The following is a 23,502-nucleotide window of genomic DNA, read 5'->3' on the forward strand; positions in this document are numbered from 1 at the left end:
GATGTGTGTTCTCGTATGCGTGAAATGACTTGAAGTTCCCTTCGATCCCTTCGAACCGCAGGTCAAAGCCTTCGCAGATCCCTTCGCAGATCCCTTCGCAATCCCTTCGCAGAGGCTCATGACCCGTTCCAGCCGTTCAGTCGGAGGCCGGTGATCGTCGAGCGCCGGGTCCGCGGGTCCTGGCCGACGGCGATGCCCTGCTCCTTCATCGCGAGCGAGAAGGCGCGCAGGGACATGGGGCGCATGCCCGAGTTCTCCGACCAGAGCTTGTAGTTGGCGTACACCAGCCGGGTCTCGACCACGGAAGTGGCCACCTCGGAGACCTCTTCGCTCATCCACATGGCCAGAGGGCTGGACGAGGTGAGGTGCTCCTGCGTTTTGACCCGCACGGCCTCCGGGACCGCGAGGCCCTGCTGCTGCCAGTCCTGACAGCCGCCGATCGCCCAGTTGAGGATGCCGGCAGCCTCGGTCGCGATGATCTTCTTGTCGAGGTCCGCCACCCGGCTCTCGGGCGGGATGGTGACGTCCCATCCGATGTCCTGGAGCCGACGCGCGATTCCGTGGCCGCCGCCGACGTGCGGCAGGTAGTTGGTGGCCAGGTGGATCTTGCCGACCGGCTCGAACTCGAAGAACTCGGCCCTCATGTACCGGGCGCTGACGGTGTCCTGGCCGGTCAGCTGCTTCACCAGCTCGTCGTCCAGCTTCTTGCCCGCGCTGGTCTCCGTGGTGGACAGCAAGCGCTTGCCCATCATGCGGGCGACGTCGTTGGGGATGCCCTCGCCCTGCTTGGCCAGCAGGGTGGAGCGGGGGACGGTCTGTGCGTAGTCGCCGAGCAGGGCCATCAGGACCCTGATGAAGACGCCCTTGCCGTTCTGGCCGTCGCCGTGGTGGATGAACATCACCTGCTCGCGGGTGGAGCCGGTGAGGGTGTAGCCGACGACGCGGGCAAGGTAGGCCCGGCGCTCCTCGTCGGGCATGACCGAGGCGAGGAACTTCATCCACTGGGGCGCCCGTGCGGCGGGGTCGAAGCGGATGGGCGACTGCTGCATGAGGCACAGCGATCGGTCGTGCGGCAGGATCTGGCCGGTCGTCAGGTCGATGATCCCGTTGGCGACGTTGAGCAGCATCTCGTGCCGGTCGAAGTCGTTCATCAGGCAGTGCACGGCCGGGTGGGCCTGGAGGATCTCGCGCGCGGCGGCCAGCTTGGGGCGCATGCGCTGCTGCTTGGCGAAGATCTCGAAGTTCTCGCGCTCGGTCCGCTTGTCGGCCTTCGTCGGCTTCTCGATCCGGCTGAGGTCCGGCGGCTCCTCGGAGTAGTTGTCGGCCTCGTCCGCCAGGTGGTCGACCGTGGAGACGACGCGGGTCCACATGGCGGTATTGGCGCCGCGCAGGTTCCAGCGGCCCGCCTCGTAGACGGCCCACTGCTCGGTGTCGGTGATCCACCGGACCTCGGTGCCGTACCGGTCGACGACCCGCTGGGCATTGCCGAGGTCGTCCCAGGTGCGGGGCGGCATCGGGACCGGAAGCAGGATGCGCGACTCGGTCGGCTCGGTCCAGGAGGACGTCGGCGCCTGGGTCTTGAGCGCCATGGCGCCGGCCGTGGCATGCTCGGCGGCGCGAGCGGCCGACGGCGCCGGAGGGACGGTCCGCAGGTGCCGGGGGCGCTCGCCGTAGCCGCGCCGCCGGAGCTCCTTCGCGGCGGCGGAGTGGTCGCCTCGGTGCTCCAGCAGGGCGTACGCGCCGAACTTGTTGTACGGCTTCTCCTGCTCGAACTCGGTGCTGGAGGTGAAGACGAACAGCCGGTCCCGCGCCGGGTCGTGGCCGGTGGTGGCGGAGACGCCGATGCTCTTGCCGGGGCGGCGCCAGTAGGAGGTCCGGCCGGAGGTGTGCACGAGCTCCCAGCCGTGCGGCCCTAGGATGTCGGCCCAGTCGGTGCGGGCCTCGAAGTCGTCGCCCGGCTTGATGCCGCCGTCGGTGAACTGCTGGCCGCCGGGCGGGCGCTGGGCCGGGACAGGCGCGGGTTCGGGCTTGGCGGGGGTCTGGTCGAGCATGCGGGCGATGTCGAACAGGGCGTCGCGGTGCTCGGCCTCGATGGTGGCGATGGCGCCCGGGCTGCCGGCGAGCATCGACCACGGCTGGCCGCTGGCGTGCACCGGGCCGTGCGAGGGGGCGACGACCGACTGGCCGCCCTCGCCCCGGGTCTCCATCTGGACGGCCTTGTCAGCGCCCCGGGCGAGCTTGGTGTTGCCGAGGACGGAGCCGCCGGTGACGCGGTAGATCAGGTGGTAGCCGCCGGACGGGGTGCGCTCGCAGTAGCCGGACTTGACGGCGTCCCAGGTCTCGCCGAGGCCGGACGCGGAGGCGATCTCGTTGAACGCCTGCGGCATGCCGGCCTCGACGGCGGTGCCTTCGAACTCCAGCATCTCCAGGTTGCCGCTGACGGCGCCCATGACGATGCCGAGACCGGGGTAGCCGGAGCTGAACCACGAGCGGAGCTGGTCCTCGGTGGCGCGGACGCTCAGGGCGGCCTTCCAGCCGCCCACGGGGCGCTTGGTGCCGTCGAGGGCCACCCGGACGACGCTGGCCCCGGCGGCGTGCCAGGCGAGCGCTGCGGTGAGCGTGTCCGGCGGTGGCGTGGTGCTCAACTGTGCTCCTGGGTCCGTGGCATGAGGGTGGTTGGTGCCGCCCGCCGCCGCGCAGGGGGGACGCTGCGGCGGCGGGCGGAGCTGGGCCGGGACTAGAACGGCGGGGTGGCCACCGGCGCGACCGGGGCGCCCTGCTGGGCCTGGAGCTGGGCGAGCAGGGCGGCCTGGGCCGGGTCAGCCTGGGCGGCGGCCACCTGCTGGGCTGTCAGGCCGGGGACGACGGGGAGCGGCTGCGGTGCGGGTGCGGCGTACGCCTGCTGCGGGACGGCCGCGGCGGGTGCGGGCTGCTGCAGCTCGGCGGTGGCCGGCAGGGTGTACTCCGCGCGGTACTGCTTCGGCGCGTTGAAGGCGTTGTTGGTCTTCTGGCCGTCGTGGGTGTAGGTGACGGCGAGATAGCCGCCGACCTCCAGCCCGGCGCCGCCGACCAGCTTCACCGCGTCCTGGATGGCGTTCTTCATCTGGCCCTTGACGAAGATCCTGCGGCGGCCGTCGTCGTCCTGGATGGCCGGGTCGCGCAGGACAGTCTGGACGGTGACGACCAGCTGCATCATGGGGTTGCCGTCGGTCCAGAACTTCGGCTTGCCGTCCGCCGGGTCGCGCTGCTGCTGGACCGAGGGCTTCTCGGTGATGAAGCCCTCGACGCGGGTGGCGGGCGTCGGGAACTTCGCGGTGGGCGCGCCGCCCCCGCCCATGAGGTAGGCGTCGGCAGACTGCGGGGTGCTCATGCTGGCGTTCTCCTTGGGGATGGGCCGGTCGGTGGGCCGGCAGTTCGTGGTGGCGCAGGGGCACCCCGCCTCGCGGCAGTGGTACGTCCAGCGCTGGTGGCGGCCGCCCTTGGGGAAGGTCGGATGGCGGCAGATCGCGCAGTGGACGGGCCCGGCGGTGGTCATCCGGTCAGTCCCTCGAAGCCGGTGCGGGTGCTGAGGCTGGCGATGCCGGGGCAGCCCTTGGAGAGGTCGGTGCTGCCGGGCAGGAGCCAGTCGCAGAACCGGCACTTGGCCTTCGGGTCCATCGGGATCTCGGACCAGGCGGCGGGGTTGGCCTCGGGGTCGAGGTCAAGGACGCGCTGGCGGATGCGGTCGAGGCGGGCGAGCGCGTCGAGAGCTACCTGCCGGTCGTAGCGCTCCCACCAGACGTGGATGCGGAGCTCGTGGTACCGGCCGACGAAGACGATGGCGACGCGCTCGACCGGCTCGCCGGCGTTCTCCTGGCCGAGGCCGTACAGGTGGGCCTGGATGCGGTACTGCTCGCCGGGCCCGCCGCGCCGGTACTTGTCGAGGGAGCTGACGCCGACGAGCTTCCAGTCGTAGTTGGTGCGGGTGGTCCGGTCGTACAGGTCGCTGGAGCCGCGGACGCGGGCGGCCTCGACCGGGCTGTCCCGGACGGTGACCTTCTCCTCGATCTTGTAGCGGCCCGCCGTGTTGCGAGCGGTGAACTGCTCCTCCATCCAGGCGTGGAACCCGGTGCCGATGACGGGCGCGATGGGGTCCTGCTCGCCGGGCGCCACCGGCCAGTCGAGGACCTTGTACGAGAGCTTGCGCTCGCACGGGTCGCCGATCTCGGACGGGCCGATGGCGGTCTGCAGGGATCTCGGCGAGTGGTTGGCGGCGTTGATGATGAACTGCCCGAGCAGCTCAGCGACTTGCCGTGCCTGCTCGTCCGACCCCGTGGCGATCATCGCGCGGCGACCTCGGTCTTGGCGGCGACCCGGCGGAGGTGCGCGGCCGCGTCCTCGGCGTCGGCGAAGTCGAGCCCGGTGCCGTTGATGTTGTGTTCGATCAGGTCGGCGGCGGCGAGGAGGCCGCAGTCCCGCAGTCGCTTGTTGTCCGCGGCGAGGGCGGCGTGCGCCTCGGCGATGCCGGCCCGGAACTGCGCCAGTGCGCGCTGGGCCTCGTTGCCTCGTCGGTCGGCAGCGACGGCGCGCTGGGCGTACCGCAGGTTGTCGAACCGCACCTCGGCGAGACGGTTGCGCAGGTCAGCGTTCTCGGCGGCAAGTCCGGCATCCCGGCGGCGGGCGATCAGCCTGGCGAGCAAGTTCAGCATCAGTTCTCCTGCGGGGTGCGCTGGCGGGGGAAGCGGGGCCGGTTGTGCTGGCTGGGCGGGTTGCCGCAGCCGCACGGGCACTTCGGGCCGTCCTGGCGGCGGGCCAGGACCCGGCGCAGGCCGCGCCACAGGGCGGCGAGCATCTCCGAGACGGCGACGGACACGAACCCGACGGCGATGTAGGCCGCGACGGTGCTCATCGGGCACCGCCGCCCTGTTCGACCACCAGGTGGGCACTGCCATGTACCGGGACGCCCGCCAGCTCGGCGTTGAGGTAGTGCGCCTCAATGAAGATGCCGTCGCGCTTCATGGGCCCGCTGCAGCTGGTACTGGCGCCGAACGCGGCCGCAACCTGCTCGAACACCACCAGGTCGGTCACCCTCGACGGCAGCGTCACGTGGATGCCGATCCGGTCGTACGACCAATACACGGGCACGGTCGCCAACTCCGGGTGCTTGGCCAGCAGGGCGGTCAGGGCGGCGAACGCCACCAGGGCGTTGTGCTCGGGCTTGTCGCTCATCGCGCACCCCCGATCCGGGCGATGCGCTCGCGGGCCTGGCGGTCGTCGGCGAGCTCCTGCGTGGCGGGGCTCCAGTCGGCGATCGCGGCCTCGGGCGTCCCGGGGACGAGGTGCGGGGGCGGGCAGATGTAGACGCCCGGACGAGCCTTGATGGCGTATTCGGTAGGGTTGTTGCTCACGGTGCTTGCCTCCTTGGGAAGTTGGGGGGCGGGGGCTGTAGGGCTCTCGTCCGGCGGCCACCGGGTGAGGGCCCGCCCCACGGGGTGGGTCAGGCGGCCTTCGGCATCGGCGACTTTCGGCCAGATGCGGCGAAGACGCGACGGAGCTGTTCGATCTGCTCGGGCGACGGCGGTTCATCCGCGGCGGCGTCGAGGCGAGCAATCGCCATGCCCGCCGGGCCGAGGATGCTCAGTCGCTGGTCGCGGGTCATGCCGCCTCGTAGACGAAGTCGTCCAGTCGGGCGCCGTAGGTGCGGGCCAGCAGGGCGGCGGACTCGAACTTGGGCTGCCGGTGGCCCTTGATGATTCGGGACACGGTCCCCTCGGTGAGGCCCGTGCGCTGGGCGATGGCGTACCCAGTGATGTCGCCCCTGGAGGCCGCCGCCTTGAGGAACCTCTTGGCGTCGAACCGGTACTGCGGCACGTGGTGTCACCTCGTCTCTTGTCAGGAGGGTTGCTTGCCTTCTGACAAGAACAATAGTCCTTAGCGTGCTTGCTGGCAAGCAAGATAGGGCGTGAAGTTTTGGTCAAGGTGCCTTCGAACTGGCGTTCATAGTCCGTGGTTGATGGTGTGAACCTGACCGAAAGCGCCTGACCTGGGAGCTTGTCAACTGACAAGCATGTGCCATGGTGCTTGCTGGCAAGCTAACCTCCGGTGCATGGATAACAACCCACGGCCGGATCGCGCGGCGAGACTCCGCGCCTTCGCCGAATACGTCACCAGCGCCGCGCGCAAGGCCGGCTACGACATCGACGGCCCCCGAGGGGGAGGGAAGACGAAGCTGGCACGTGATGCCGGAGTCAGCCTGTCGACCATCAGCAGACTGCTCTCGGGGGAGCGGGCGCCGGATCCCGAGAACTTCGAGGGTCTTGCCCGCGCACTCGGTGTCGATCTGCGAGAGCTGCTCGTACGATCTGGCATCTTTTCGGCCGAATCCATGCACAGCTGGCCTGAAACAGCAGTACGATCCCGACCTATTACCCCACGCGACGCAGCTGATGATCTGGGCATCACGGACCCGGTCGACCGGGAGATGTTCCTTGCGATGGTCAGTCGCCTGAAGCGTCAGCAGTTGGCGCGGCGTCACGAGGGGTCTGGAGGTGCGGCGGCCGAGGCGTAGGGGTGACGAACGTGCAGTCAGGCAAGTCAGTTGTGGCAGCGGGAACGGGCGTACTCTTCGGGACCATCCTGATGGTGGTCGGAGCGGCCAGCGACAACATCGGACTTGCAGTGGTTGGTGCGGCGGCACTCATGGTCGCCGCCATGGTCACCTGCCTGATCATCCTGCTCCGGCAGCTCCGGGACACGTCGGCCGAACGACGAGCACTCCACCAGCAGCTGGAGGGCTACCTCGCTGCCGAGGCCGGCGTAGTCGCGGAACGCGAACGCATCCGCAAGGATCTGGTCGCGAACGCGGCGCTCACCAGAGAAGCCATAGACAGGGAGTGCCGATCGCTTCGGCAGACGTTTGAGGAAGAGCGATTCGAGCTCACCTCTCGCGCCTACCGGCTCGGAGCCGAGGCAGCCATCAGCGGAGCGCTCGATGTGGCTGAGCCACCGACGGCTACGGTCTTCCGTCTGCCGATCCGCCAGGCCCCCGAGGTCAGCGCCCGCGCCGCAGTCGACGACTAACTGGCGCCCTTGGGACCGAGCCTGACGACGATGCGGCCGGGATAGAGGCGTGGGTTGCCGCGCCCCTCGGCCGGGTTGAGCTGAATCGTGGCGACTGCCCGCAGAACTGTTCGTTGCTGCTCAAGCAGGAGGCCGTTCCAGCGCTCATCCGCATCGGGCTGGCCGAGCAGACCCTCCAGCAGGGGAGTCACGGTCTTGATCCTCAGCCGCTCGTCGACTGCGGCGAGCTGAGGGAGCAGGCCAGCCTCGACCGCGATGAGCGATGCGACGGTCAGACGGCCGGCCTTCGCCGCCGACCGGGCCGCCTTCAGTTCACCATCCAGCTCGGCGTGTTCTGCCAGCGCCGCTTCCAGGTCATCATCCAGCGCGGCGATACGGAACACCTCCGCCGACTCGGGCTTGGACAGCCAGCTCACCAGCCGCTCCTCGACGAAGGCGTCCATGACGTCGATGCGGATCGCCGCACAGTACTTCTCGTCGCAGATGTAGCTCGGGTAGACGTCATTGGCGACGGTCCGGATCGTTCCCCCGCACACGCCGCAGGCTGCAATGCCGGACTGTAGGTACTTGGCCGCAGTGTCGTGCATCGACGGCCTCTTCGGGTCCTGGAGGATGGCCTGAGCCCTGTGCCACGTCAGGCTGCTAACCAAGCCAGGCCAGCTCGCTTCGCCGATATCAACACCCTGATGGATCCGACGGCCGTTGTAGCTGGCCCGCCTCAAGAGGGCGATGACGCCAGTGTCCGACCACTCCTTGTTAGTCGCAGTCTTGATCCCTTCGGCCCGCAGGTTCTTGGCGATGGTGTAGGCCGTCAGGCCGCCGACGAAGTCTGCGTAGATCCGCCGGACGATAGGCGCCTGTTCGGGATGGGGGACCTGGTCGATCAGCTCGCCGGTGGCGGAGTCGTAGCGACGTGAGTAGCCATACAGAATCCGCCCATGAGGCTTGCCCGTCTCGGCGTTGAGGCGGACAGTACGGAGGTTCCGATCGCGGATGGCCTCGGCTTCATCCTCGGACTGGATCGCATCGAGCGCCGTGTTCTTGCGGTCGGTCCTTTTCGACATGTCGTACACGGTGCCGTTGTACGAGAGTAGGCACCCGGTCTCGTGGCACAGGTTGCGCAGGCGGACGTAGACCTCCAGGTCGCGCTGGAGCCGACTCGACTCCCAGGCAACGATGATGTCACCTTCGCCAGCGCGGACGCGGCGGACCATTTCGGCATAATCGTCGCGAGCCTTCTTGGCGTGCCGACTGGCAGAGCGGTCGTTGTCGACGAACTCCCCTGCGTTGTCCCAGTCGTTGTCGGCGCATTCGCGGCGGTTCTCCACCATCTGACTCTCAGTGCTACGCGCGCGCTTCTTGGGGTCACGGCTGGCACGGGCATAGAGAAAGGCCCTCAGGCGTACCTGGGGGCCTCGGGCGTATCGGGGCAGGGTGGTGATTGCCATGCATCGAGGCTAGCCCCCAATGCTGCCTTTCGGAAGGTCTCGTTGCACACGTTGGTCATGATGCCGACCGTCACCAGCTGGGTGGCGCCGCGCTCCTGCAGCCAGGCGTGCAGGTCGGGGGTGCCGTAGAACGCGCTGTTCACGGTCTTCGTGATGTACAGGTCGGCGCGCGCCCCGGCCACCACGGGCTTGAGCTCGTAGCCGGGGGTGCCGGGGGCGAGCGGGCTGCGGGCCCCCTGGTGCTGCACCACGACCACCGGACGGTCGGTGCGCTGCCACGCGTCGAGCAGCTCGCCGATCCGCAGCTCGGCCTCCGGGTTGTCCCGGGGCCCCCAGAACGCCTCGTCCTCGAAGCCCTGTTGGACGTCGATCACGATCAGTACGGCGTCGGGGGCGATGGTCAGGGGGGCGTCGAAAGCGCTGGTGTTCGTCATGCCCCCATGCTGTCCGCGGCGGCCGTCCGGGGGTGAGCGGGCGGACCGCCGGTGACCGATAGATTCCTGCCATGAAGACGGTGGGGTGCCTGATCCTGGACGGCGTGCGGGCCTTCGACTTCGCGGTGATCGGCGAGGTGTGGTCCGACCGGCGGAGCCGGCTCGGGTACCCGCCGTTCGAGCTGCGGGTCTGCGGCCCGGCGGACAGCCGGGTCCGGTTCGGCGGCGGCCTGGAACGCGTACCGGACGCCGGTCTCGAGGCGCTGCTGGACTGCGACCTGGTGCTGGTGCCGGGCGTGCAGGAACCCACCGTCCGGGCCCCGGACGACGTGCTGGCCGCACTGCGCGCGGTGCACGCCGCCGGGATACCCATCGCCTCGCTCTGCGCGGGCGCCTTCCTGCTCGCCGACGCGGGCCTGCTGGACGGCCGCCGGGCCACCACGCACTGGCACCTGGCCGCGGACCTGGCCCGCCGTCACCCGGCCGTCCGGGTCGACCCCGAGGTGCTGTTCACCGGCGACGGCCTGATCTGGACCTCGGCCGGGGTGGCCGCCGGGATCGACCTCTGCCTGCACCTGGTCCGGGCGGCGCACGGCCAGCAGGCGGCCGCCGCGATCGCCCGGGCGATGGTCACCGCCCCGTTCCGCTCGGGCGGCCAGGCCCAGTTCATCCCCACCCCGGTCCCGGACGCCACCGCCGACGACCCGCTCTCCGGCCTCCGCAGCACGATCCTCGGAGCCCTCGAACACCCTTGGACGGTACGGGAGTTGGCCCGCCTCGCGACCATGTCCGAACGGTCCTTCGCCCGCCGCTTCACCGAAGCGACGGGCGTCCCCCCGCTGCGCTGGCTCTCCGAACAACGCGTCCTGGCCGCCCAACGCCTGCTGGAGGAGACCGACCTCCCGGTCGACGAGATCGCCGTCCGCTGCGGGTTCGCCTCCGCGGTGTCGCTGCGTCCCGCCTTCACCCGCCGCGTCGGCGTCGCCCCCCGCGACTACCGCCGCACCTGGCGCTAGCGCTCTTGGCAGGTGCTTCAGCTCTACGGTCAGGGGCTCGGGGCTCTGCTGATGTGCGGCTCCGCCGCGTGGGCGACGCCGGCCTCGTACAAGGTGATCGTTGCGTAGGTGGTCAGGGACTTTCGCAGTGACCCGCACGCCAGATCTCCTCGCCCGCGCGGCGGAGCCGCAGATCAGCAGAGCCCCGAGCCCCTGGGTAGTGCAACTGAACGCCCTGCAAGAGCCAGGGTTCAGCGGAGCGCTCCCACTGCGGCCGTGGTCGGGTAGGAGTCCCGCAGGCGGCGCTGGGCGACGGGATCGCCGCCCAGCTGGTCGAGGCCGAGCAGTGCGGCGCCGAGCACCGGCGGCGCCACCACGACCCGGGCCTCCGCCAACGGTGCCGCCAGGGCCAACCGCGCGGTGACGTTGTCGAGCAGCAAAGGCTGCCGGGACGCCAGGACGCCACCGCCCAGCACCACCGGTGCGGCCTCGCCGAGCAGGTCGAGCCGGCCGAGCGCGACCACCGCGAGCCGGACGATCTCGTCGGCCTGACGGTCGATCAGCGCCAGCGCCGTCTCGTCCCCGGTGTCGGCGGCGGCGAACAGCACCGGCACCAGCTCGTGCAGCCGGGCGCCCGGCACCCGGCCGAGGTGGATCTCCTCGGCCAGGGCGGTGGCGGACGGCAGGCCGAAGTGCGCGGCGATCGCGGTGGACAGGGCGGTCGGGCCGCCCCGGCCGTCCTCGGCCCGGACGGCGTGCCACATCGCGGCGCCGGCCAGCCCGGCCCCGCCGCCCCAGTCGCCGCTGAGCTTGCCGAGGGCGAGGAAGCGGGCGGTGCGCCCGTCGGGCAGCAGGCCGGCGCAGTTGATCCCGGCGCCGCAGACCACCGCGACGCCGCGCGGGCCGTCGGTACCGGCCCGCAGCAGGCCGAAGGTGTCGTTGGCGACGGCGTTGCCGACGCCCCAGCCGCGGGCGGTGAGGGCGGCCAGCAGGGCGTCCTCCTCGACCGGCAGGTCGGCGTTGGCGAGGCAGGCGCTGACGAACGAGACCAGCACACCGGCCGTCGGGTCCAGTCCGGCCTGGGCGGCCACCGAGTTCACCAGCGGTGCCAGCCCGGCGATCGCCGCCTCGGCGCCGACGGTCTGCGGCTGGAAGCCGCCGCCCCGGGCGTGACCGAGCACGCTGCCGTCCGCGCCGACCAGCGCGACGTCGGTCTTGCTGTTACCGGCGTCGATGGCGAGGACGCCGGGGAGTTGCTCAAGCTGCTGCATCAGGACCCCGCTCATAAACACCCCGACCGTCCCGGCCGGGAAAGGAGAAGTTGCTCACGCCCACGGCAGGTGGGCTCCGTTGTGCGCGAGCAGACGGTCCGTCAGCTGGTCGGCGAGCTCGATCTGCCCGACCAGCGGGTGGGCCAGCAGGGCGTCGAAGACCCGGTCCCGGCCACCCTTGAGGGCCGCCTCCAGGGCGAGCTGCTCGTACGCGGTGACCGAGGCGATCAGGCCGGCGTACAGCGGCTCGACCGGGCGCTGCGGCAGCGGCCGGACGCCGTTCGCGTCCACCTCGGCGGGCACCTCGATAACCGCGTCGTCCGGCAGGAAGGGGAGCACGCCGTCGTTGCGGGTGTTGACCACCTGCACGCTGGTGCCGCCGTCGGTGCCGAGCAGCGAGGCGATCAGCTGGACGGCGGCCTCGGAGTAGAAGGCGCCGCCGCGCTGGCCGAGCAGCTCCGGCTTGGTGTCCAGGGTGGGGTCGGCGTACATGGTGAGCAGTTCCTGCTCGATCGCCGCGACCTTGGCCGCCCGGGAGCCCTGGACCTTCAGCTCCTCGACCACCTGGTCGTGCTGGTAGAAGTAGCGGAGGTAGTAGGAGGGCACCACGCCGAGCCGCCGGATCACCGGCAGCGGCAGGTGCAGGTCCTCGGAGATCTCCTGGCCGAAGCCGGCCAGCAGCTCCGGCAGCACCTCGCGGCCGGTGGCGGCGTCCGGCGTCTCCAGCAGGGTGACCCCGCGCTCCCAGGTCAGGTGGTTCAGCCCGACGTGGTCCAGCCGGACCAGCTCCGGTGCGACGCCCAGGTGGGCGGCGAACTTGCGCTGGAAGCCGATCGCCACGTTGCACAGGCCGACCGCCTTGTGCCCGGCGGTCTGCAGGGCCCGGGTGACGATGCCGACCGGGTTGGTGAAGTCGACGATCCAGGCGTCCGGGTTGGCCCGGCGGACCTGCTCGGCGATCTCCAACACCACCGGGACGGTGCGCAGCGCCTTGGCCAACCCGCCCGCGCCGGTGGTCTCCTGGCCGACGCAGCCGCACTCCAGCGGCCAGGTCTCGTCCTGGTTGCGGGCGGCCTGCCCGCCGACCCGGAGCTGGAGCAGCACGGCGTCGGCGCCCTGCACCCCGGCGCTCACGTCGGTCGTGGTGGTGACCACCGCGCCGTGGCCCTGCTTGGCGAAGATCCGCCGGGCCAGCCCGCCGATCAGCTCCAGCCGCTCGGCGGCCGGGTCGATCAGCACCAGCTCGCCGATCGGCAGAGTGTCGCGGAGCCGGGCGAAACCGTCGATCAGCTCGGGTGTGTAGGTGGAACCGCCGCCGACGATTGCCAACTTCAGTGCGGACATCAGCCCTTGACCCCTGTCAGTGTCACGCCTTCGATGAAGGCCTTCTGTGCGAAGAAGAAGAGAATGATCACCGGCGCCATCACCAGCAGCGTGGCCGCCATGGTGAGGTTCCAGTTGGTGTGGTGCGCGGCCTTGAACGAGGCCAGGCCGTAACTCAGCGTCCAGGCTTCCTGGTTGTTGCTGGCGTAGATCTGCGGGCCGAAGTAGTCGTTCCAGCAGTAGAAGAACTGGAACAGCGCGACGGCGGCGATCGCGGGCTTCGCCATCGGGACGACGACCTTGAGCAGGGTGCGGAACTCGCCGCAGCCGTCGATCCGGGCCGCCTCGATGTACTCCTTGGGCACCGTCAGCAGGAACTGCCGGAGCAGGAAGATCGAGAACGCGTCGCCGAAGGCCATCGGGATGATCAACGGCCAGAGCGTGCCGGTCAGGTGCAGCTGCTTGGCCCAGAACAGGTACATCGGGATGATGACCACCTGGGGCGGCAGCATCATCATCGAGATCACCGCCATCAGTGCCAGATTCCGGCCGCGGAAGCGGAACTTGGCCATCGCGTAGGCCACCGGCAGGCTGGAGACCACGGTCAGCACGGTGCCCAGGCCCGCGTACAGCAGGGTGTTGCGCCACCAGGTGAGGAAGCCCTCGGTCTGCCAGACCTTGACGAAGTTGTCCCACTGCCAGGTGTGCGGCCACAGGTCGGCGGTGATCGCCTGACGGTCGGTCATCACCGAGGTGAGGAAGACGAAGACGAACGGCAGCACGAAGAACAGCGCGGCGGCGATGGCCAGCGAGTGCACGGCCACCCAGTGCAGCGCGGCCCGGCGGCGGGCCACCTTGGCGGCGGCGCTCCCGCGGGTGAGCGGAAGGGAGATGGTTGCGGTCATGGGTTCAGTCCTCACTCGCCAGCAGACCCGACCTACGGCGCAGCAGCAGCGACGTGAAGGCCATCGAGATCACGAACAGGATCAGCGCGACCACGCAGGCGGAGCCGTAGTTGGACTGCTGGAAGCCCAGGTTGTAGACCATCTGCGGCAGGGTCCAGGTCGAGCCGTTCGGGTAGCCGGGCTCGAACTGCTGGCCGGAGCCGCCGATCACGCCGCTGGCCACCTTCCCGGCCACGATCGCCTGGGTGTAGTACTGCATGGTCTGGATCACGCCGGTGACCACGGCGAACAGCACGATCGGCGCGATGTTCGGCATGGTGACGAAGCGGAACTTCTGGAGCGGGCCCGCCCCGTCCAGCTCGGCTGCCTCGTACTGCTCCCTGGGGACGTCCAGCAGGGCGGCCATGAAGATCACCATCAGGTCGCCGATGCCCCACATCGCCAGCATGGTGAGGGCCGGCTTGGACCAGTCCGGGTCGGTGAACCAGCCCGGCGTCGGCAGCCCGAGGTCGCCGAGCAGGGCGTTGACCGGGCCGGTGCCGGGGTTGAGCAGGAACGCGAAGGCGATCGTCGCGGCCACCGGCGGAGCCAGGTAGGGCAGGTAGAACAGGGTGCGGAGGAGGCCCGCGCCGGTCTTCACCTTGGTGATCAGCAGCCCGATGCCGAGCCCGAAGGCGACCCGCAGGGTGACCATCACGACCACCAGCCAGAGGGTGTTCCCCAGGCCCTGCCAGAACGACGGGTAGTCGTTGAGGACGTAGCTCCAGTTCTGCAGGCCCCGGAAGGTCGGTGCGTTGAAGCCGTCGTACCGCATGAAGGAGAAGTAGGCGGTGGAGAGCAGCGGGTAGGCGAAGAAGACCGCGAAGCCGATCAGCCAGGGGGAGAGGAAGGCGAGCGTCCGGAGCGCCTCCCGGCGGCGCTTGCGCTTCAGTGCCGCCGGGATCGAGGTACCGACAAGTGCCATGGCCGGGTCACTTGGCCTGGGTGACGGCCGCGTCGATCTCCTTGGCCGTGGCGGCGAGCCCGGCCTTGAGGTCGGTCTGCTTGCCGGACTCGTAGTCGAAGCCGAGGTTCTGCAGGCTCACCTGGTAGGCACCGCCGTTCAGGCTGGCCGGGGTGGTGCCGGAGTTCGGGTTCTTGGCGATGTCGATGAAGGTCCGGAAGTTCGGGTCGGTGGTCAGCTTCGGCGAGTCGAGCGCCTCGAAGGTGCTCGGCACGTTGTGGATCGCGTTGGCGAAGCTCACCACGGCGTCCGTGTTGGTGGTCAGGTACTTCACCAGCTCCCAGGCGGCGGTCTGCTTCTGGCTGCCCCGGGCGATGCCGATGATGGTGCCGGTCTGGTAACCGCGGCCGTACGTGGCGGCCTGGTCGTCCGGCACCGGGAACGGCGCGGTGGCCCACTCGAACGGCAGCTTCTCCTCGGCCAGGGCGGCGGTCCGCCACTCGCCGTCCATCGACATCGCGACCTGGCCGGTGTGGAAGGGGTTCTTGGCGCTGAACTCGTCGCCGAAGCCGGTCCGGTACTTCTCCAGCTTCTCGAAGCCGCCGAGCTTGCCGACCAGGCCCTTCTGCCACTCCATCATCGCGCTCACCTTGGGGTCGGTGGCGAGGGTGGACTTGCCCGCGCTGTCGAAGTACGTCGGGCCGTACTGACCCAGCAGGTGCGCGATGCTGCTCTCGTAGCCGTGGTAGTTCGGCATGAAGCCGAGCTGCTTGAAGCCGTCGCCCTCGGCGACGGTCAGCTTGGCCGCGGCCGCCTCGAACTCGCTGAAGGTCTTCGGCGGCGCGGTGATCCCGGCGGCCGCGAAGGCGGTCTTGTTGTAGTACAGGCCGTACGCGTCGCCGAGCAGCGGCAGCGAGCACTGGTTGCCCTCGAACTGGGTGTACTTGAGCATCGCGCCCGGGAAGGTCTTGGCCGGGTCGATGCCGTCCTTCTTGAGGAACGGGTTGAGGTCGGCCCAGACCTTGGCCGAACAGAACTTGCCGACGTTGTCGGTGGTGAACGAGGAGACCACGTCCGGTGCGTCCGGGCCGCCGGCCCGCAGCGCCTGCTCGCTCTTGTCGTCCTCGATCCGCGACACGATCTTGACGTGGATGTTCGGGTGCGCCTTCTCGAAGGCGGCCACGTTGTCCTCGATCGCCTTGGTCTCGCTGTCCTGGCTCCAGCCGTGCCAGAACGTGATGGTCACGTCCTTGCCGGCGGCCGAGTCGTCCTGGCCGCCCTCGGCGTTGGTGCCGGTGCAGGCGGTGGCGAGCAGTGCCAGGACGGCGCCGCCGGTGGCGGCGGCGAGCAGGCGGGACGGTCTGCGGGCGGAAAGCATCGGAGGGTCCTCCTGGGACTGTGGGGGCAGGCGGAATCGCACGGGCGGTGGACGGGCGAGAAGGTGACGGTGGGTCATGGCGGCGGTCGCGGTCAGTGGGTGGAGAACACCGACTCACGGGCCGAGGTGAGGGCGCGTTGCAGGGCGCCGTGCAGGACGGGAGAACCGGGGACGGAGCTGCTGCGGACCTCGGGCCGGGGGATCGAGATCCGGGCCAGCGCGTCCTGGACCGACCCGCGCAGCCGGTCGCCCCCGGCGGTGGCGGTACCGCCGGAGAGCACCACCAGTTCGGGGTCGACCACGGCGACGATCGAGGCGAGCCCGATCGCCAGCCGCTCGGCCAGTTCGTCGAGGAACTCGTCACCGGCGCCCGGGGTCTCCAGTGCGCCGGCCACGGCCGCCTCGGTGGTGGTGCCGCCGAGGCCGTACCGTCGGGCCAGCGACAGCACCGCCTCGGCACCGGCCAGCTCCTGGAAGCCGCCGGAGTTCTTGCGCCGGACGTTGTGCACCACCGGGGCGCCGGGCACCGGCATGTAGCCGACCTCGCCCGCGCCGCCGGTGAAGCCCCGGTGCAGCCGCCCGGCCAGCACGATCGCGGCGCCGAGGCCCTCCTCGGCCCAGAGCAGCACGAAGTCCTCGCTGCCCTGCGCGGAGCCGAAGGCCTGCTCCGCCACGGCGGCCAGGTTCACGTCGTTCTCGATGGTGACCGGGGCGCCGAAGGCGGCCTCCAGGTCGGCCAGCAGCCTGGGCGAGTGCCACCCAGGCAGGTGCGCGGCGTACCGCAGCTTGCCGCTCACCGGGTCGAGCGCACCGGGCACCCCGACCACGATCCCGCGCAGGTCGCCCGGCGTCAGCCCGGCCTCCCGGACGGTCGCGGCCAGCGCCTCGGCGGTCCGCTGCACGGTCTCGGCGGCGGGCCAGCCCTTGGTGGGGGTGATCGCCTCGGCCAGCGTGCTGCCGGTGATGTCGGCGACGGCGGTACGGACGTGGGTGGTCGTCACGTCCAGCCCGGCGACGTATCCGGCGGCCGGATTGACCTGGTACAGCTGGGCGTTCGGGCCGGGGCCGCCGGCCGTGGTGCCGACCGGCAGGACCAGCCCGGCGCTCTCCAGCCGGCCGAGCAGCTGGGACGCGGTGGGCTTGGAGAGCCCGGTCAGGCTGCCGATCTGGGTCCGCGAGAGCGGACCGTGCGCGAGCAGCAGCTCGAGCGCCGCCCGGTCGTTGATCGCCCGGAGCAGGCTGGGGGTACCGGCGATGGGGGTACGGGTGTTGTCGGTCACAGCCCAGATCCTCCCCTCTCACCACCCGGGCGTGCTGGTCGGGGTGGCGCTCCGTGAATAGTTAGGAAACTTTCCAATCGCTGAGAAGGACGGTATGGCGCAGGGTGCGAGAGTGTCAATGGGCCCCCCTCGGGAGGATGCCGAAGCGTTACGTGCGGACAGCGCGGAACCCCGCCCCCGAGGCCGGGGGCGGGGTTCCGGGTCGGCCGCTACTCGCCGGGCTGGGCCGGGATCGGCTTGCTGGTCTGGGTGGCGACGGGGATCGGGTCGGCCGGTGCCGCGGCCACGCCGGCGGCCGCCTCGACGGTCGGCGCCGCCACCGTGACGGCGGCCGGCGCGTCCTCCTTGAGCTTCACGCCCACCTCGTCGAAGGCCGCCTTCAACCGCTGCCGCAGGGTGCGCGCCACCAGCAGCGCCTTGCCCGGCGAGGTGCGCGCCTCGACCCGCAGCACCACCGAGTCGAAGGCCACCGACTCCACCCCGAGCACCTTGACCTGACCCCAGATCAGCTCGTCGTACGGGGTCTCCTTGGCCAGCTGTTCCGCGGTCTCCTTGATCAGCTCCTCGACCCGGACCAGGTCCTCCTTGTAACCGACCTGGACGTCCACCGAGGCGGTCGCCCACCCCTGGCTCATGTTGGCGATCCGCTTCACCTCGCCGTTGCGGATGTACCAGATCTCGCCGTTCGCCCCGCGCAGCTTGGTCACCCGCAGGCCGACCTCCAGCACCGTGCCGGTGGCCACGCCGGTGTCGATCTCGTCGCCGACGCCGTACTGGTCCTCCATGATCATGAAGACCCCGGACAGGAAATCGGTCACCAGGTTCCGCGCGCCGAAACCGATCGCCACACCGGCCACACCGGCACTGGCCAGCAGCGGGGCCAGATTCACCCCGAGGGCGGAGAGCACCATCAGCCCGGCGGTACCCAGAATGGTGAACGAGGTGACGCTGCGCAGCACCGAACCTATCGCCGCCGACCGCTGCTGCCGCCGCTCGGTGTTCACCACCCCGCTGTTCGCCAGCAGCCCGCCGAACCGGCCGAGCTCGGCCTCGCTCTCCGAGGGCCGCACCATCCGGGCTATGAACTTGCTGATCAGCTTCTGCAGCACGGCCCGCAGCACCAGGGCCAGCACCATGATCAGCAGGATCCGCAGACCGTTCTCCAGCCAGCCCTGCCAACTGCTGCTCAACCAGCCCGCGGCCTGTCTGGTCGCCTCGGCCGCCTCGGACGGGGAGGTCGGCAGCCTGGACAGCGGATCGTCGGACGGCCCCGACGAAGGGGAGGGCGTGGACGAGGCGTCGGCGAGGAGGCCGAAAGCGCCGGAGCTGGACACGAGCGGAGTCCTTCCTGCTGGGGACCACTGACCGCCTGCGGGTCACTGATCAGGACGAACTGCCACCCTAGCGTCGCGCACCACCCGGACGGACGACCCGTCAGGCTCCCGGAATGGGCCGAAGGGGCCGGTTACCAGCGACGAATGGTGCATCGTGGCCACCTGCTGGGCATATCGGATATGACGGAACCCACATCGGCTCCGTTTCGCAGGATTGGTGGCGCCCTACAACGGCGTAAGGCGACACTGGTGGAGATCGCGTCGGGCGGACAACCCCGCGCGGTCACCCGCTCGTCCCGGCGCGAGCCACGCGCCGCAGGCGTCCAAGGAGGCCTCCGTGCCGCATGTCCTGGTCCTCAACGCGTCGTACGAACCACTCGGTGTCGTCTCGATGCGCCGCGCTCTCATCCTGGTCCTCAACCACAAGGCGGTCAGCCTGGAGGATTCCGGAATCACTCTGCACAGCGCCACCAGCGCCGTCTCGGCGCCGTCCGTCGTCCGACTGACCCGCTTCGTCCGGGTCCCCTTCTGCGGGCCCGTCCCGCTCACCCGCCGCGCCCTGTTCGCCCGCGATCAGGGCCGTTGCGTCTACTGCGGGGCCGCCGCAACCAGCGTCGACCACGTCATCCCGCGCAGCAGGGGTGGCCAGCACCGGTGGGACAACGTGGTGGCGGCCTGCCGCCGCTGCAACCACACCAAGGCCGACCGCCATCTCGCCGACCTCGGCTGGCGGATGAAACGTCCCCCCGCCCCGCCCAGCGGCCTGGCCTGGCGCATCATCGGCACCGGCATCAAGGACCCGCGCTGGCGGCCCTACCTGGAGCCGTACGGCGCGACCGAACAGTTCCGCGAGTACGAGCACCACGACCATCCCGACCACGGCGCCACCTTCCCGGCCCCGCACGGACGGACCCACCGCGGCGAGCACGAACCGCTCTCCGCCTGACAGACAGGGCCTGCCAGCCAATCCTCGGTACGCCTCATGGGCCGCCGCCACCCCCTCCGGGAGTGCCGGCGGCCCGCCGCATTTTCGCTGACGCTCAGCCTTTGGCAGGTGCTCAGCCCGCTACGGTCCAGGGGCTCGAGGCTCAGCGTTCCAGGTTCAGCCACCAGGGGCTCGGGGAACTGCGACGCCGGCCTCCGAAAAGGTCACCGTTGCGTAGGCGGTCAGGCACTTTCGCAGTGACCCGCACGCCAGATCTCCTCGCCCACGCGGCGGAGCCGCAGATCAGCAGAGCCCCGAGCCCCTGGGTAGTGCAACTGAACGCCCTGCCTAGAGTGCAGCCCCAGCCCCTCGGGCGCCGGCCTAGCCCGCGGCGTAGAGCTCGAGGGCGGTGAGGGAGTAGCCGTACGGGGTGGCCCGGGTGAGGCCCTGGAGGCGGAGGTACTGGGTGTCGGGGGCGTCGAAGCGGAGGGTCTCGGTGCCGCCCCGGCCGTCCTCGACGGTGGCCGCGGTGGTCCAGTGCACGCCGTCGGGGGAGGTCTCCAGCCGGTAGGCGGAGGCGTAGGCGGGTTGCCAGGTGAGCACCGCCGAGCCCAGCCGGGTGGCGGCCGGGAGCCGGAGCTGGACCCAGGCGTCGTCCTTGGCGGGGGCGGTCCACCGGGTCTTCGGGTCGCGGTCGTTCACGGCGGAGGCGGGCGTCTTGGCGGAGTCGTCCCCGGAGGACGAGGCGACCGCGCCGGGTGCCAGGTCGGGCCCGGTGGTCGGCGGGACCACCCGGACCTGGAGCACCTGGCGGACCGTCAGCCCGCCGGCCGTGAAGGCGACCGGGACCAGGTACGTGCCGGTGGGCGTCCCGGCCGCTGCGGTGACCTGGAGCGGGGCGGCCACCCGGCCGCCGCGCGGGACCGCCAGGGCGGGCACCGGAGCGACCGTCAGGCCCTTGGCCACCAACGGGACCTCGGCCTTCAGTTCGCCGGTGATCACGTCGGGGCGGCCGGACTCGACCACGGCCCTGGTCTGCGCGGGCGCGGTGGCGCCGACGATCACGTCCAGCACGGGGGAGGCCAGGCCGAGCCGCGCGGCGGGGGTGTCGGCGTACCAGGGGATGATCTGGTTCACCACCGGCGGCTCGCCGCCGGGGGCCCAGCTCAGCCGGATCGCGCCGACCGGGCGGCCCTGGGCGGGCAGCTCGTTCCAGCCGGGGCGGACGGCGCCGATCGTCGCCCAACTGCCGTCGGCCTGCTGGACCTCCACCGTGCCGGTGGCCCGGACGGTCGGGTCGGTGAGCACGGTGACCCGGTCCAGCGGCCGGGGTGCGCCGAGTTCGACGGTGAGCGGGGCGTCGTTGCTGCCGGGGGCGCTGGCGGCCCGGTAGGCGGTGTCCGGGTTGCCGTCCAGGACGGCGGCGGCCGAGGAGCCGGGGGCGGCGACCGGACCGCCGGTCACGGAGGCCGGGGTCTCGCCGGGGGCCGCGATGCTGAACTCGCGGACCGCGACGGCCGTCTTCTGGCCGCTGGTGGCCCGCAGTCGGACGGCCTTGGCCACCACCCCGGCGGGCGCCGTCGCGGTGATGTCCTGGCGGCCGCGGACCTTGGTCAGTTCCTTCCAGCCGCCCTCGCCGGTGGTGTACTCGAGCACGCCCTCGTGCAGGAAGTCGCCCGACGCGCTGCGGGCGTCCGGACCGTCGCCCCAACTGCCCATCAGCACCGTGACGGTGCCCAGCGGGCGGCCGGAGCCGAGGTCGAGGCCGATCGCGTCGCCGGGCTGCGGCGGGGCGGAGGTCCAGTAGAAGGTGTCGGCGGAGTCGTCGGTCATCAGGGCGGGCCGGTGGTCGTGCGCGGTGCCCAGCGTGGTGGTCGCGCCGATCGCCCCGGCCCGGACCCCGGACCAGCTGTCGGCGGCCTTCGCGGCCCGGTCCAGGAACGGGTCCAGCACACCGGCGCCGACCACCGCGCCGCCCTGGGCCAGCTGGTCGCGCTCGCTGCGCAGGGTGACCCGGTGCTGCCAGGCCGCCGTGCCGTCGCCGCCGCGCTGGGCCAGCAGCATGTCGACCGCCGCCACCCCGGCCCGGCCGTATCCGGCGAGCTGGGTGAGCCAGGGGTCGGCCTCCGCGCCCAGCGCCTCGGCGGCCAGCGCCTGCCGGGCACCCGCCATGGTGGCGAAGGCGTCCCGCAGCGGGGCGGCGGCCTCGGCCAGCCGGGCCGGGTCGGGCGTGCTGCCGCCGGTCGGCTCCACGGCCGCCCAGAACCGTTCGGCCAGCGGGGTCAGGTAGCCGGACTCGGCCCGGGCCAGTGGGGAGGAGGTGCTGTTGCCCGCCAGCGCGGTGACCGCGGCCAGGCCGGCGTCGGTGCCGGCCAGCGGCCGGAGCGCGGACCGCCAGGACTCGGCGGGCCGGTAGCCGGCCGGGTTCCAGGCGAAGTCGGCGGCAGTGGCCAGCGGGATCCGGGACAGCACCGGCTGGGTCATCGCGGCGGTGACCAGTGCGGCCGAACCGGTGGCCAGTTCGGGGTCGCGCCCCTGGTAGGCACCGAGGAAGAGCCGGTCCGGGGCGGAGTCGTTGACGGGGTAGCCGTCCAGCGTGACCAGCGGGTGCCCGACGCTCTTTGCGGCCTCGGCGAACTGACCACCCGTGATCTTCGCCGGGATCACCGACCCACCGCTCCAGGCCAGTTGGACGTCCTTCGGCAGCCCGGCGGCCAGTGCGGTCCGGTACGGCGAGGCGGCCGCCTTCTGGTAGTCCGTCGGGACCACCGTGAGCGGGATCCTCCCCTTGGTCAGCCGCTCCCTGACCTTGCCGACCAGGGCGGCCTGCGCCCGGCCGGCCGCCTCGGGGCCGGTGCCGAAGCTGCGGCGGTCGGTGGAGCAGTGCCACTCGTCGTAGCTGACGTCCAGGAACTCCAGCTGGAACGCCTCGAAACCCAGCTTCCGCAGCCCGTCCAGCTTGCCCAGCAGGGCGTCCAGGTCCTTGGCGGAGCTGTAGCAGAACGACTGGCCGGGGTCGATCGAGTAGCCGAGGGTGACGTGGTTCTGCCGGGCCCGGTCGGCCAGTTCGCGCAGCTCGGCGGCCTGCGGCTCGGGGTAGGCGTCGCGCCAGCGGGACAGCCGGTACGGGTCGCCGCCGGGCGCGTAGAGGTAGAAGTTCTGCTTGGTCCGGCCGAGGAAGTCGACCTGGGCCAGCCGCTGTTCGGCGCTCCAGGGGGTGCCCTGGAAGGACTCGGCGATGCCCCGGACGGTCGCGCCACTCGGCCAGTCCCGGACCGCCACGCCCGGGAAGCCGAGCGCGCCCGCGCCCTGCCCCTGGCCGGGCTGGACGGGCGCCAGCAGCTGCCGCAGGCTCTGCGCGGCGTTGAACGTCCCGGCGGCGTCCACCCCGGCCAGCACCACCGCGCCGTACGTGCCGCCGGTGGTCGGCAGCTGGCCGGCCGCCAGCAGGTAGCCCCCGGCGGGCAGTTCGTCGAACGAGAGCTGCTGCCCGGTCGCCGTCGCGAGGCCGCGCAGGGCCCGGTCGACCGCCCCGCCGGCCGCCTCGGTGGGCCCGCCGACGTACACCGTCAGGCTGCCCGGGGCCGGCTCGGCCGGCAGGTCGGGCAGCGAGGTGACCAGGGTCGCCCCGGCCGTCCCGAGCAGCTCCCGGACCGCGTCCAGGGCGGGCCCGTCGGCCTGGTCCGCGCTCACCAGGTTGACCGTGGGCGGCACGCTGACCGGGCGGCCGACGGTGGTCAGCTGCTGCGGCCTGGGGTACACCTGCGGGTCGGCCAGCGTGCCGAGCGGCGTCCGGGGAGCACTGCTGACGGTCCGTCCGAGCGGCGTCCCGGCGTAGGCCGCACCCGGGATCCCGACCATCAGACCGCCGACCACGGCGGCCGCCGAGAGCGTCGCGGCCAGCTGCAGCGCGGCCCGTCGCGGGCCCTGCCGACGCTCGGCCCGGACCGACGCGAGCAGCGGTTCGGTGCCCTTGAGATCCGCGATCAGCCGGTCCGCCACCTTGGGCGCCAACTGCCGGGCCGTCCGCGCCGTGGCCCGCCGGGCGGCCAGTGCGGCCGGGTGCCAGAGCACCTCACGGAGGGCCGCGCTCTGCTCGATCTGCTGCCTGAGCCGCCGTCCGGCAGCCACTGACACCCGAGCCTGCACAGGACCCTCCTCAACCTGAAAAACGTCCGGTCCAAGCCCCCGCGCCACAGCCCATCAG

The 23,502-nt window shown here is 71.3% G+C and carries 23 protein-coding genes; 4 read left to right on the forward strand and 19 right to left on the reverse strand.

Annotated elements, in window-relative coordinates; translation table 11 throughout:
* Positions 1–116: 116 nt before the first annotated feature.
* The 9 genes from OHV05_RS24705 to OHV05_RS24745 all read right to left on the reverse strand — a co-directional run bounded on the left by OHV05_RS24705 (position 117) and on the right by OHV05_RS24745 (position 5,850).
* Positions 117–2,645: a phage/plasmid primase, P4 family gene (locus OHV05_RS24705; RefSeq protein WP_405019593.1), complete on the reverse strand. Its 2,529-nt coding sequence runs from the start codon at positions 2,643–2,645 to the stop codon at positions 117–119.
* Between the two features lie 92 nt (positions 2,646–2,737).
* Positions 2,738–3,535, reverse strand: coding sequence for a hypothetical protein (locus tag OHV05_RS24710; RefSeq protein WP_405019594.1), 798 nt, complete (start codon positions 3,533–3,535; stop codon positions 2,738–2,740).
* Positions 3,532–4,323, reverse strand: coding sequence for a hypothetical protein (locus OHV05_RS24715; protein ID WP_405019595.1), 792 nt, complete (start codon positions 4,321–4,323; stop codon positions 3,532–3,534). Before OHV05_RS24715 ends, OHV05_RS24710 begins: the two co-directional genes overlap by 4 nt.
* Positions 4,320–4,688, reverse strand: coding sequence for a hypothetical protein (locus OHV05_RS24720; RefSeq protein ID WP_405019596.1), 369 nt, complete (start codon positions 4,686–4,688; stop codon positions 4,320–4,322). Before OHV05_RS24720 ends, OHV05_RS24715 begins: the two co-directional genes overlap by 4 nt.
* Positions 4,688–4,888, reverse strand: coding sequence for a hypothetical protein (locus tag OHV05_RS24725; RefSeq protein ID WP_405019597.1), 201 nt, complete (start codon positions 4,886–4,888; stop codon positions 4,688–4,690). The genes OHV05_RS24720 and OHV05_RS24725 overlap by 1 nt, the downstream gene beginning before the upstream one ends.
* Positions 4,885–5,208, reverse strand: a complete 324-nt coding sequence (locus OHV05_RS24730; protein ID WP_405019598.1) for a hypothetical protein — start codon at positions 5,206–5,208, stop codon at positions 4,885–4,887. Before OHV05_RS24730 ends, OHV05_RS24725 begins: the two co-directional genes overlap by 4 nt.
* Complete coding sequence (locus OHV05_RS24735; protein ID WP_405019599.1) at positions 5,205–5,387, reverse strand: hypothetical protein; 183 nt, start codon at positions 5,385–5,387, stop codon at positions 5,205–5,207. Before OHV05_RS24735 ends, OHV05_RS24730 begins: the two co-directional genes overlap by 4 nt.
* A gap of 89 nt (positions 5,388–5,476) precedes the next feature.
* Positions 5,477–5,638, reverse strand: coding sequence for a hypothetical protein (locus tag OHV05_RS24740; RefSeq protein WP_405019600.1), 162 nt, complete (start codon positions 5,636–5,638; stop codon positions 5,477–5,479).
* Complete coding sequence (locus OHV05_RS24745; RefSeq protein WP_405019601.1) at positions 5,635–5,850, reverse strand: helix-turn-helix domain-containing protein; 216 nt, start codon at positions 5,848–5,850, stop codon at positions 5,635–5,637. The genes OHV05_RS24740 and OHV05_RS24745 overlap by 4 nt, the downstream gene beginning before the upstream one ends.
* Positions 5,851–6,085: 235 nt before the next feature.
* Between OHV05_RS24745 and OHV05_RS24750 the strand changes: the two genes are divergently transcribed.
* The gene (locus OHV05_RS24750) at positions 6,086–6,547 is read left to right on the forward strand and encodes a helix-turn-helix domain-containing protein (protein ID WP_405019602.1); all 462 of its coding nucleotides are present in this window, start codon (positions 6,086–6,088) and stop codon (positions 6,545–6,547) included.
* Positions 6,548–6,549: 2 nt separating this feature from the next.
* On the forward strand, positions 6,550–7,059 hold the full coding sequence (locus tag OHV05_RS24755; protein WP_405019603.1) for a hypothetical protein: 510 nt from the start codon (positions 6,550–6,552) through the stop codon (positions 7,057–7,059).
* On the opposite strand, the gene OHV05_RS24760 is transcribed toward OHV05_RS24755, so the two are convergent.
* Positions 7,056–8,507, reverse strand: coding sequence for a recombinase family protein (locus OHV05_RS24760; protein WP_405019604.1), 1,452 nt, complete (start codon positions 8,505–8,507; stop codon positions 7,056–7,058). The genes OHV05_RS24755 and OHV05_RS24760 overlap by 4 nt on opposite strands.
* Positions 8,456–8,941: an isochorismatase family protein gene (locus OHV05_RS24765; protein ID WP_405019605.1), complete on the reverse strand. Its 486-nt coding sequence runs from the start codon at positions 8,939–8,941 to the stop codon at positions 8,456–8,458. The genes OHV05_RS24760 and OHV05_RS24765 overlap by 52 nt, the downstream gene beginning before the upstream one ends.
* Positions 8,942–9,012: 71 nt before the next feature.
* On the opposite strand from OHV05_RS24765, the gene OHV05_RS24770 reads away from it, so the two are divergent.
* Positions 9,013–9,957: a GlxA family transcriptional regulator gene (locus tag OHV05_RS24770; protein WP_405019606.1), complete on the forward strand. Its 945-nt coding sequence runs from the start codon at positions 9,013–9,015 to the stop codon at positions 9,955–9,957.
* Between the two features lie 230 nt (positions 9,958–10,187).
* Here the strand turns inward: OHV05_RS24770 and OHV05_RS24775 are convergent, their stop codons facing one another.
* From OHV05_RS24775 to OHV05_RS24805, 7 genes are all read right to left on the reverse strand, one after another.
* Entirely contained in the window at positions 10,188–11,207 is a 1,020-nt protein-coding gene (locus OHV05_RS24775; protein ID WP_405019607.1) for an N-acetylglucosamine kinase, read from the reverse strand.
* A gap of 54 nt (positions 11,208–11,261) precedes the next feature.
* Positions 11,262–12,542 carry a 6-phospho-beta-glucosidase gene (locus tag OHV05_RS24780; RefSeq protein ID WP_405021534.1) on the reverse strand — a complete coding sequence of 427 codons (1,281 nt, stop codon included), beginning with the start codon at positions 12,540–12,542 and terminating at the stop codon, positions 11,262–11,264.
* A gap of 8 nt (positions 12,543–12,550) precedes the next feature.
* On the reverse strand, positions 12,551–13,435 hold the full coding sequence (locus tag OHV05_RS24785; RefSeq protein WP_405019608.1) for a carbohydrate ABC transporter permease: 885 nt from the start codon (positions 13,433–13,435) through the stop codon (positions 12,551–12,553).
* A 4-nt stretch (positions 13,436–13,439) separates the two neighbouring features.
* A complete protein-coding gene (locus tag OHV05_RS24790) occupies positions 13,440–14,399 on the reverse strand; it encodes a carbohydrate ABC transporter permease (protein ID WP_403035947.1) in 960 nt (319 codons plus the stop codon).
* A gap of 7 nt (positions 14,400–14,406) precedes the next feature.
* On the reverse strand, positions 14,407–15,756 hold the full coding sequence (locus OHV05_RS24795; RefSeq protein WP_405019609.1) for an ABC transporter substrate-binding protein: 1,350 nt from the start codon (positions 15,754–15,756) through the stop codon (positions 14,407–14,409).
* Between the two features lie 92 nt (positions 15,757–15,848).
* The gene (locus tag OHV05_RS24800; protein WP_405019610.1) at positions 15,849–17,036 is read right to left on the reverse strand and encodes an ROK family transcriptional regulator; all 1,188 of its coding nucleotides are present in this window, start codon (positions 17,034–17,036) and stop codon (positions 15,849–15,851) included.
* Between the two features lie 209 nt (positions 17,037–17,245).
* Entirely contained in the window at positions 17,246–18,370 is a 1,125-nt protein-coding gene (locus OHV05_RS24805; RefSeq protein ID WP_405019611.1) for a mechanosensitive ion channel family protein, read from the reverse strand.
* A gap of 337 nt (positions 18,371–18,707) precedes the next feature.
* Between OHV05_RS24805 and OHV05_RS24810 the strand changes: the two genes are divergently transcribed.
* Positions 18,708–19,316 (forward strand): HNH endonuclease, encoded by a 609-nt coding sequence (locus OHV05_RS24810; RefSeq protein ID WP_403035957.1) that lies wholly within the window; start codon positions 18,708–18,710, stop codon positions 19,314–19,316.
* Positions 19,317–19,676: 360 nt separating this feature from the next.
* Here the strand turns inward: OHV05_RS24810 and OHV05_RS24815 are convergent, their stop codons facing one another.
* Entirely contained in the window at positions 19,677–23,426 is a 3,750-nt protein-coding gene (locus tag OHV05_RS24815) for a beta-N-acetylglucosaminidase domain-containing protein (RefSeq protein WP_405019612.1), read from the reverse strand.
* Between the last annotated feature and the right edge of the window lie 76 nt (positions 23,427–23,502).

Origin of the sequence: Kitasatospora sp. NBC_00070 (assembly GCF_045041205.1) — a bacterium.
Lineage (GTDB): Bacteria > Actinomycetota > Actinomycetes > Streptomycetales > Streptomycetaceae > Kitasatospora.

What these genes read in the sequence shown, in the direction of transcription:
- OHV05_RS24710 (WP_405019594.1), bottom strand. Translation starts at nt 3,535, where the DNA reads ATGACCACCGCCGGGCCCGTCCACTGCGCGATCTGCCGCCATCCGACC.
- OHV05_RS24715 (WP_405019595.1), bottom strand. Translation starts at nt 4,323, where the DNA reads ATGATCGCCACGGGGTCGGACGAGCAGGCACGGCAAGTCGCTGAGCTG.
- OHV05_RS24720 (WP_405019596.1), bottom strand. Translation starts at nt 4,688, where the DNA reads ATGCTGAACTTGCTCGCCAGGCTGATCGCCCGCCGCCGGGATGCCGGA.
- OHV05_RS24725 (WP_405019597.1), bottom strand. Translation starts at nt 4,888, where the DNA reads ATGAGCACCGTCGCGGCCTACATCGCCGTCGGGTTCGTGTCCGTCGCC.
- OHV05_RS24730 (WP_405019598.1), bottom strand. Translation starts at nt 5,208, where the DNA reads ATGAGCGACAAGCCCGAGCACAACGCCCTGGTGGCGTTCGCCGCCCTG.
- OHV05_RS24740 (WP_405019600.1), bottom strand. Translation starts at nt 5,638, where the DNA reads ATGACCCGCGACCAGCGACTGAGCATCCTCGGCCCGGCGGGCATGGCG.
- OHV05_RS24750 (WP_405019602.1), top strand. Translation starts at nt 6,086, where the DNA reads ATGGATAACAACCCACGGCCGGATCGCGCGGCGAGACTCCGCGCCTTC.
- OHV05_RS24760 (WP_405019604.1), bottom strand. Translation starts at nt 8,507, where the DNA reads ATGGCAATCACCACCCTGCCCCGATACGCCCGAGGCCCCCAGGTACGC.
- OHV05_RS24765 (WP_405019605.1), bottom strand. Translation starts at nt 8,941, where the DNA reads ATGACGAACACCAGCGCTTTCGACGCCCCCCTGACCATCGCCCCCGAC.
- OHV05_RS24770 (WP_405019606.1), top strand. Translation starts at nt 9,013, where the DNA reads ATGAAGACGGTGGGGTGCCTGATCCTGGACGGCGTGCGGGCCTTCGAC.
- OHV05_RS24775 (WP_405019607.1), bottom strand. Translation starts at nt 11,207, where the DNA reads ATGCAGCAGCTTGAGCAACTCCCCGGCGTCCTCGCCATCGACGCCGGT.
- OHV05_RS24785 (WP_405019608.1), bottom strand. Translation starts at nt 13,435, where the DNA reads ATGACCGCAACCATCTCCCTTCCGCTCACCCGCGGGAGCGCCGCCGCC.
- OHV05_RS24790 (WP_403035947.1), bottom strand. Translation starts at nt 14,399, where the DNA reads ATGGCACTTGTCGGTACCTCGATCCCGGCGGCACTGAAGCGCAAGCGC.
- OHV05_RS24795 (WP_405019609.1), bottom strand. Translation starts at nt 15,756, where the DNA reads ATGCTTTCCGCCCGCAGACCGTCCCGCCTGCTCGCCGCCGCCACCGGC.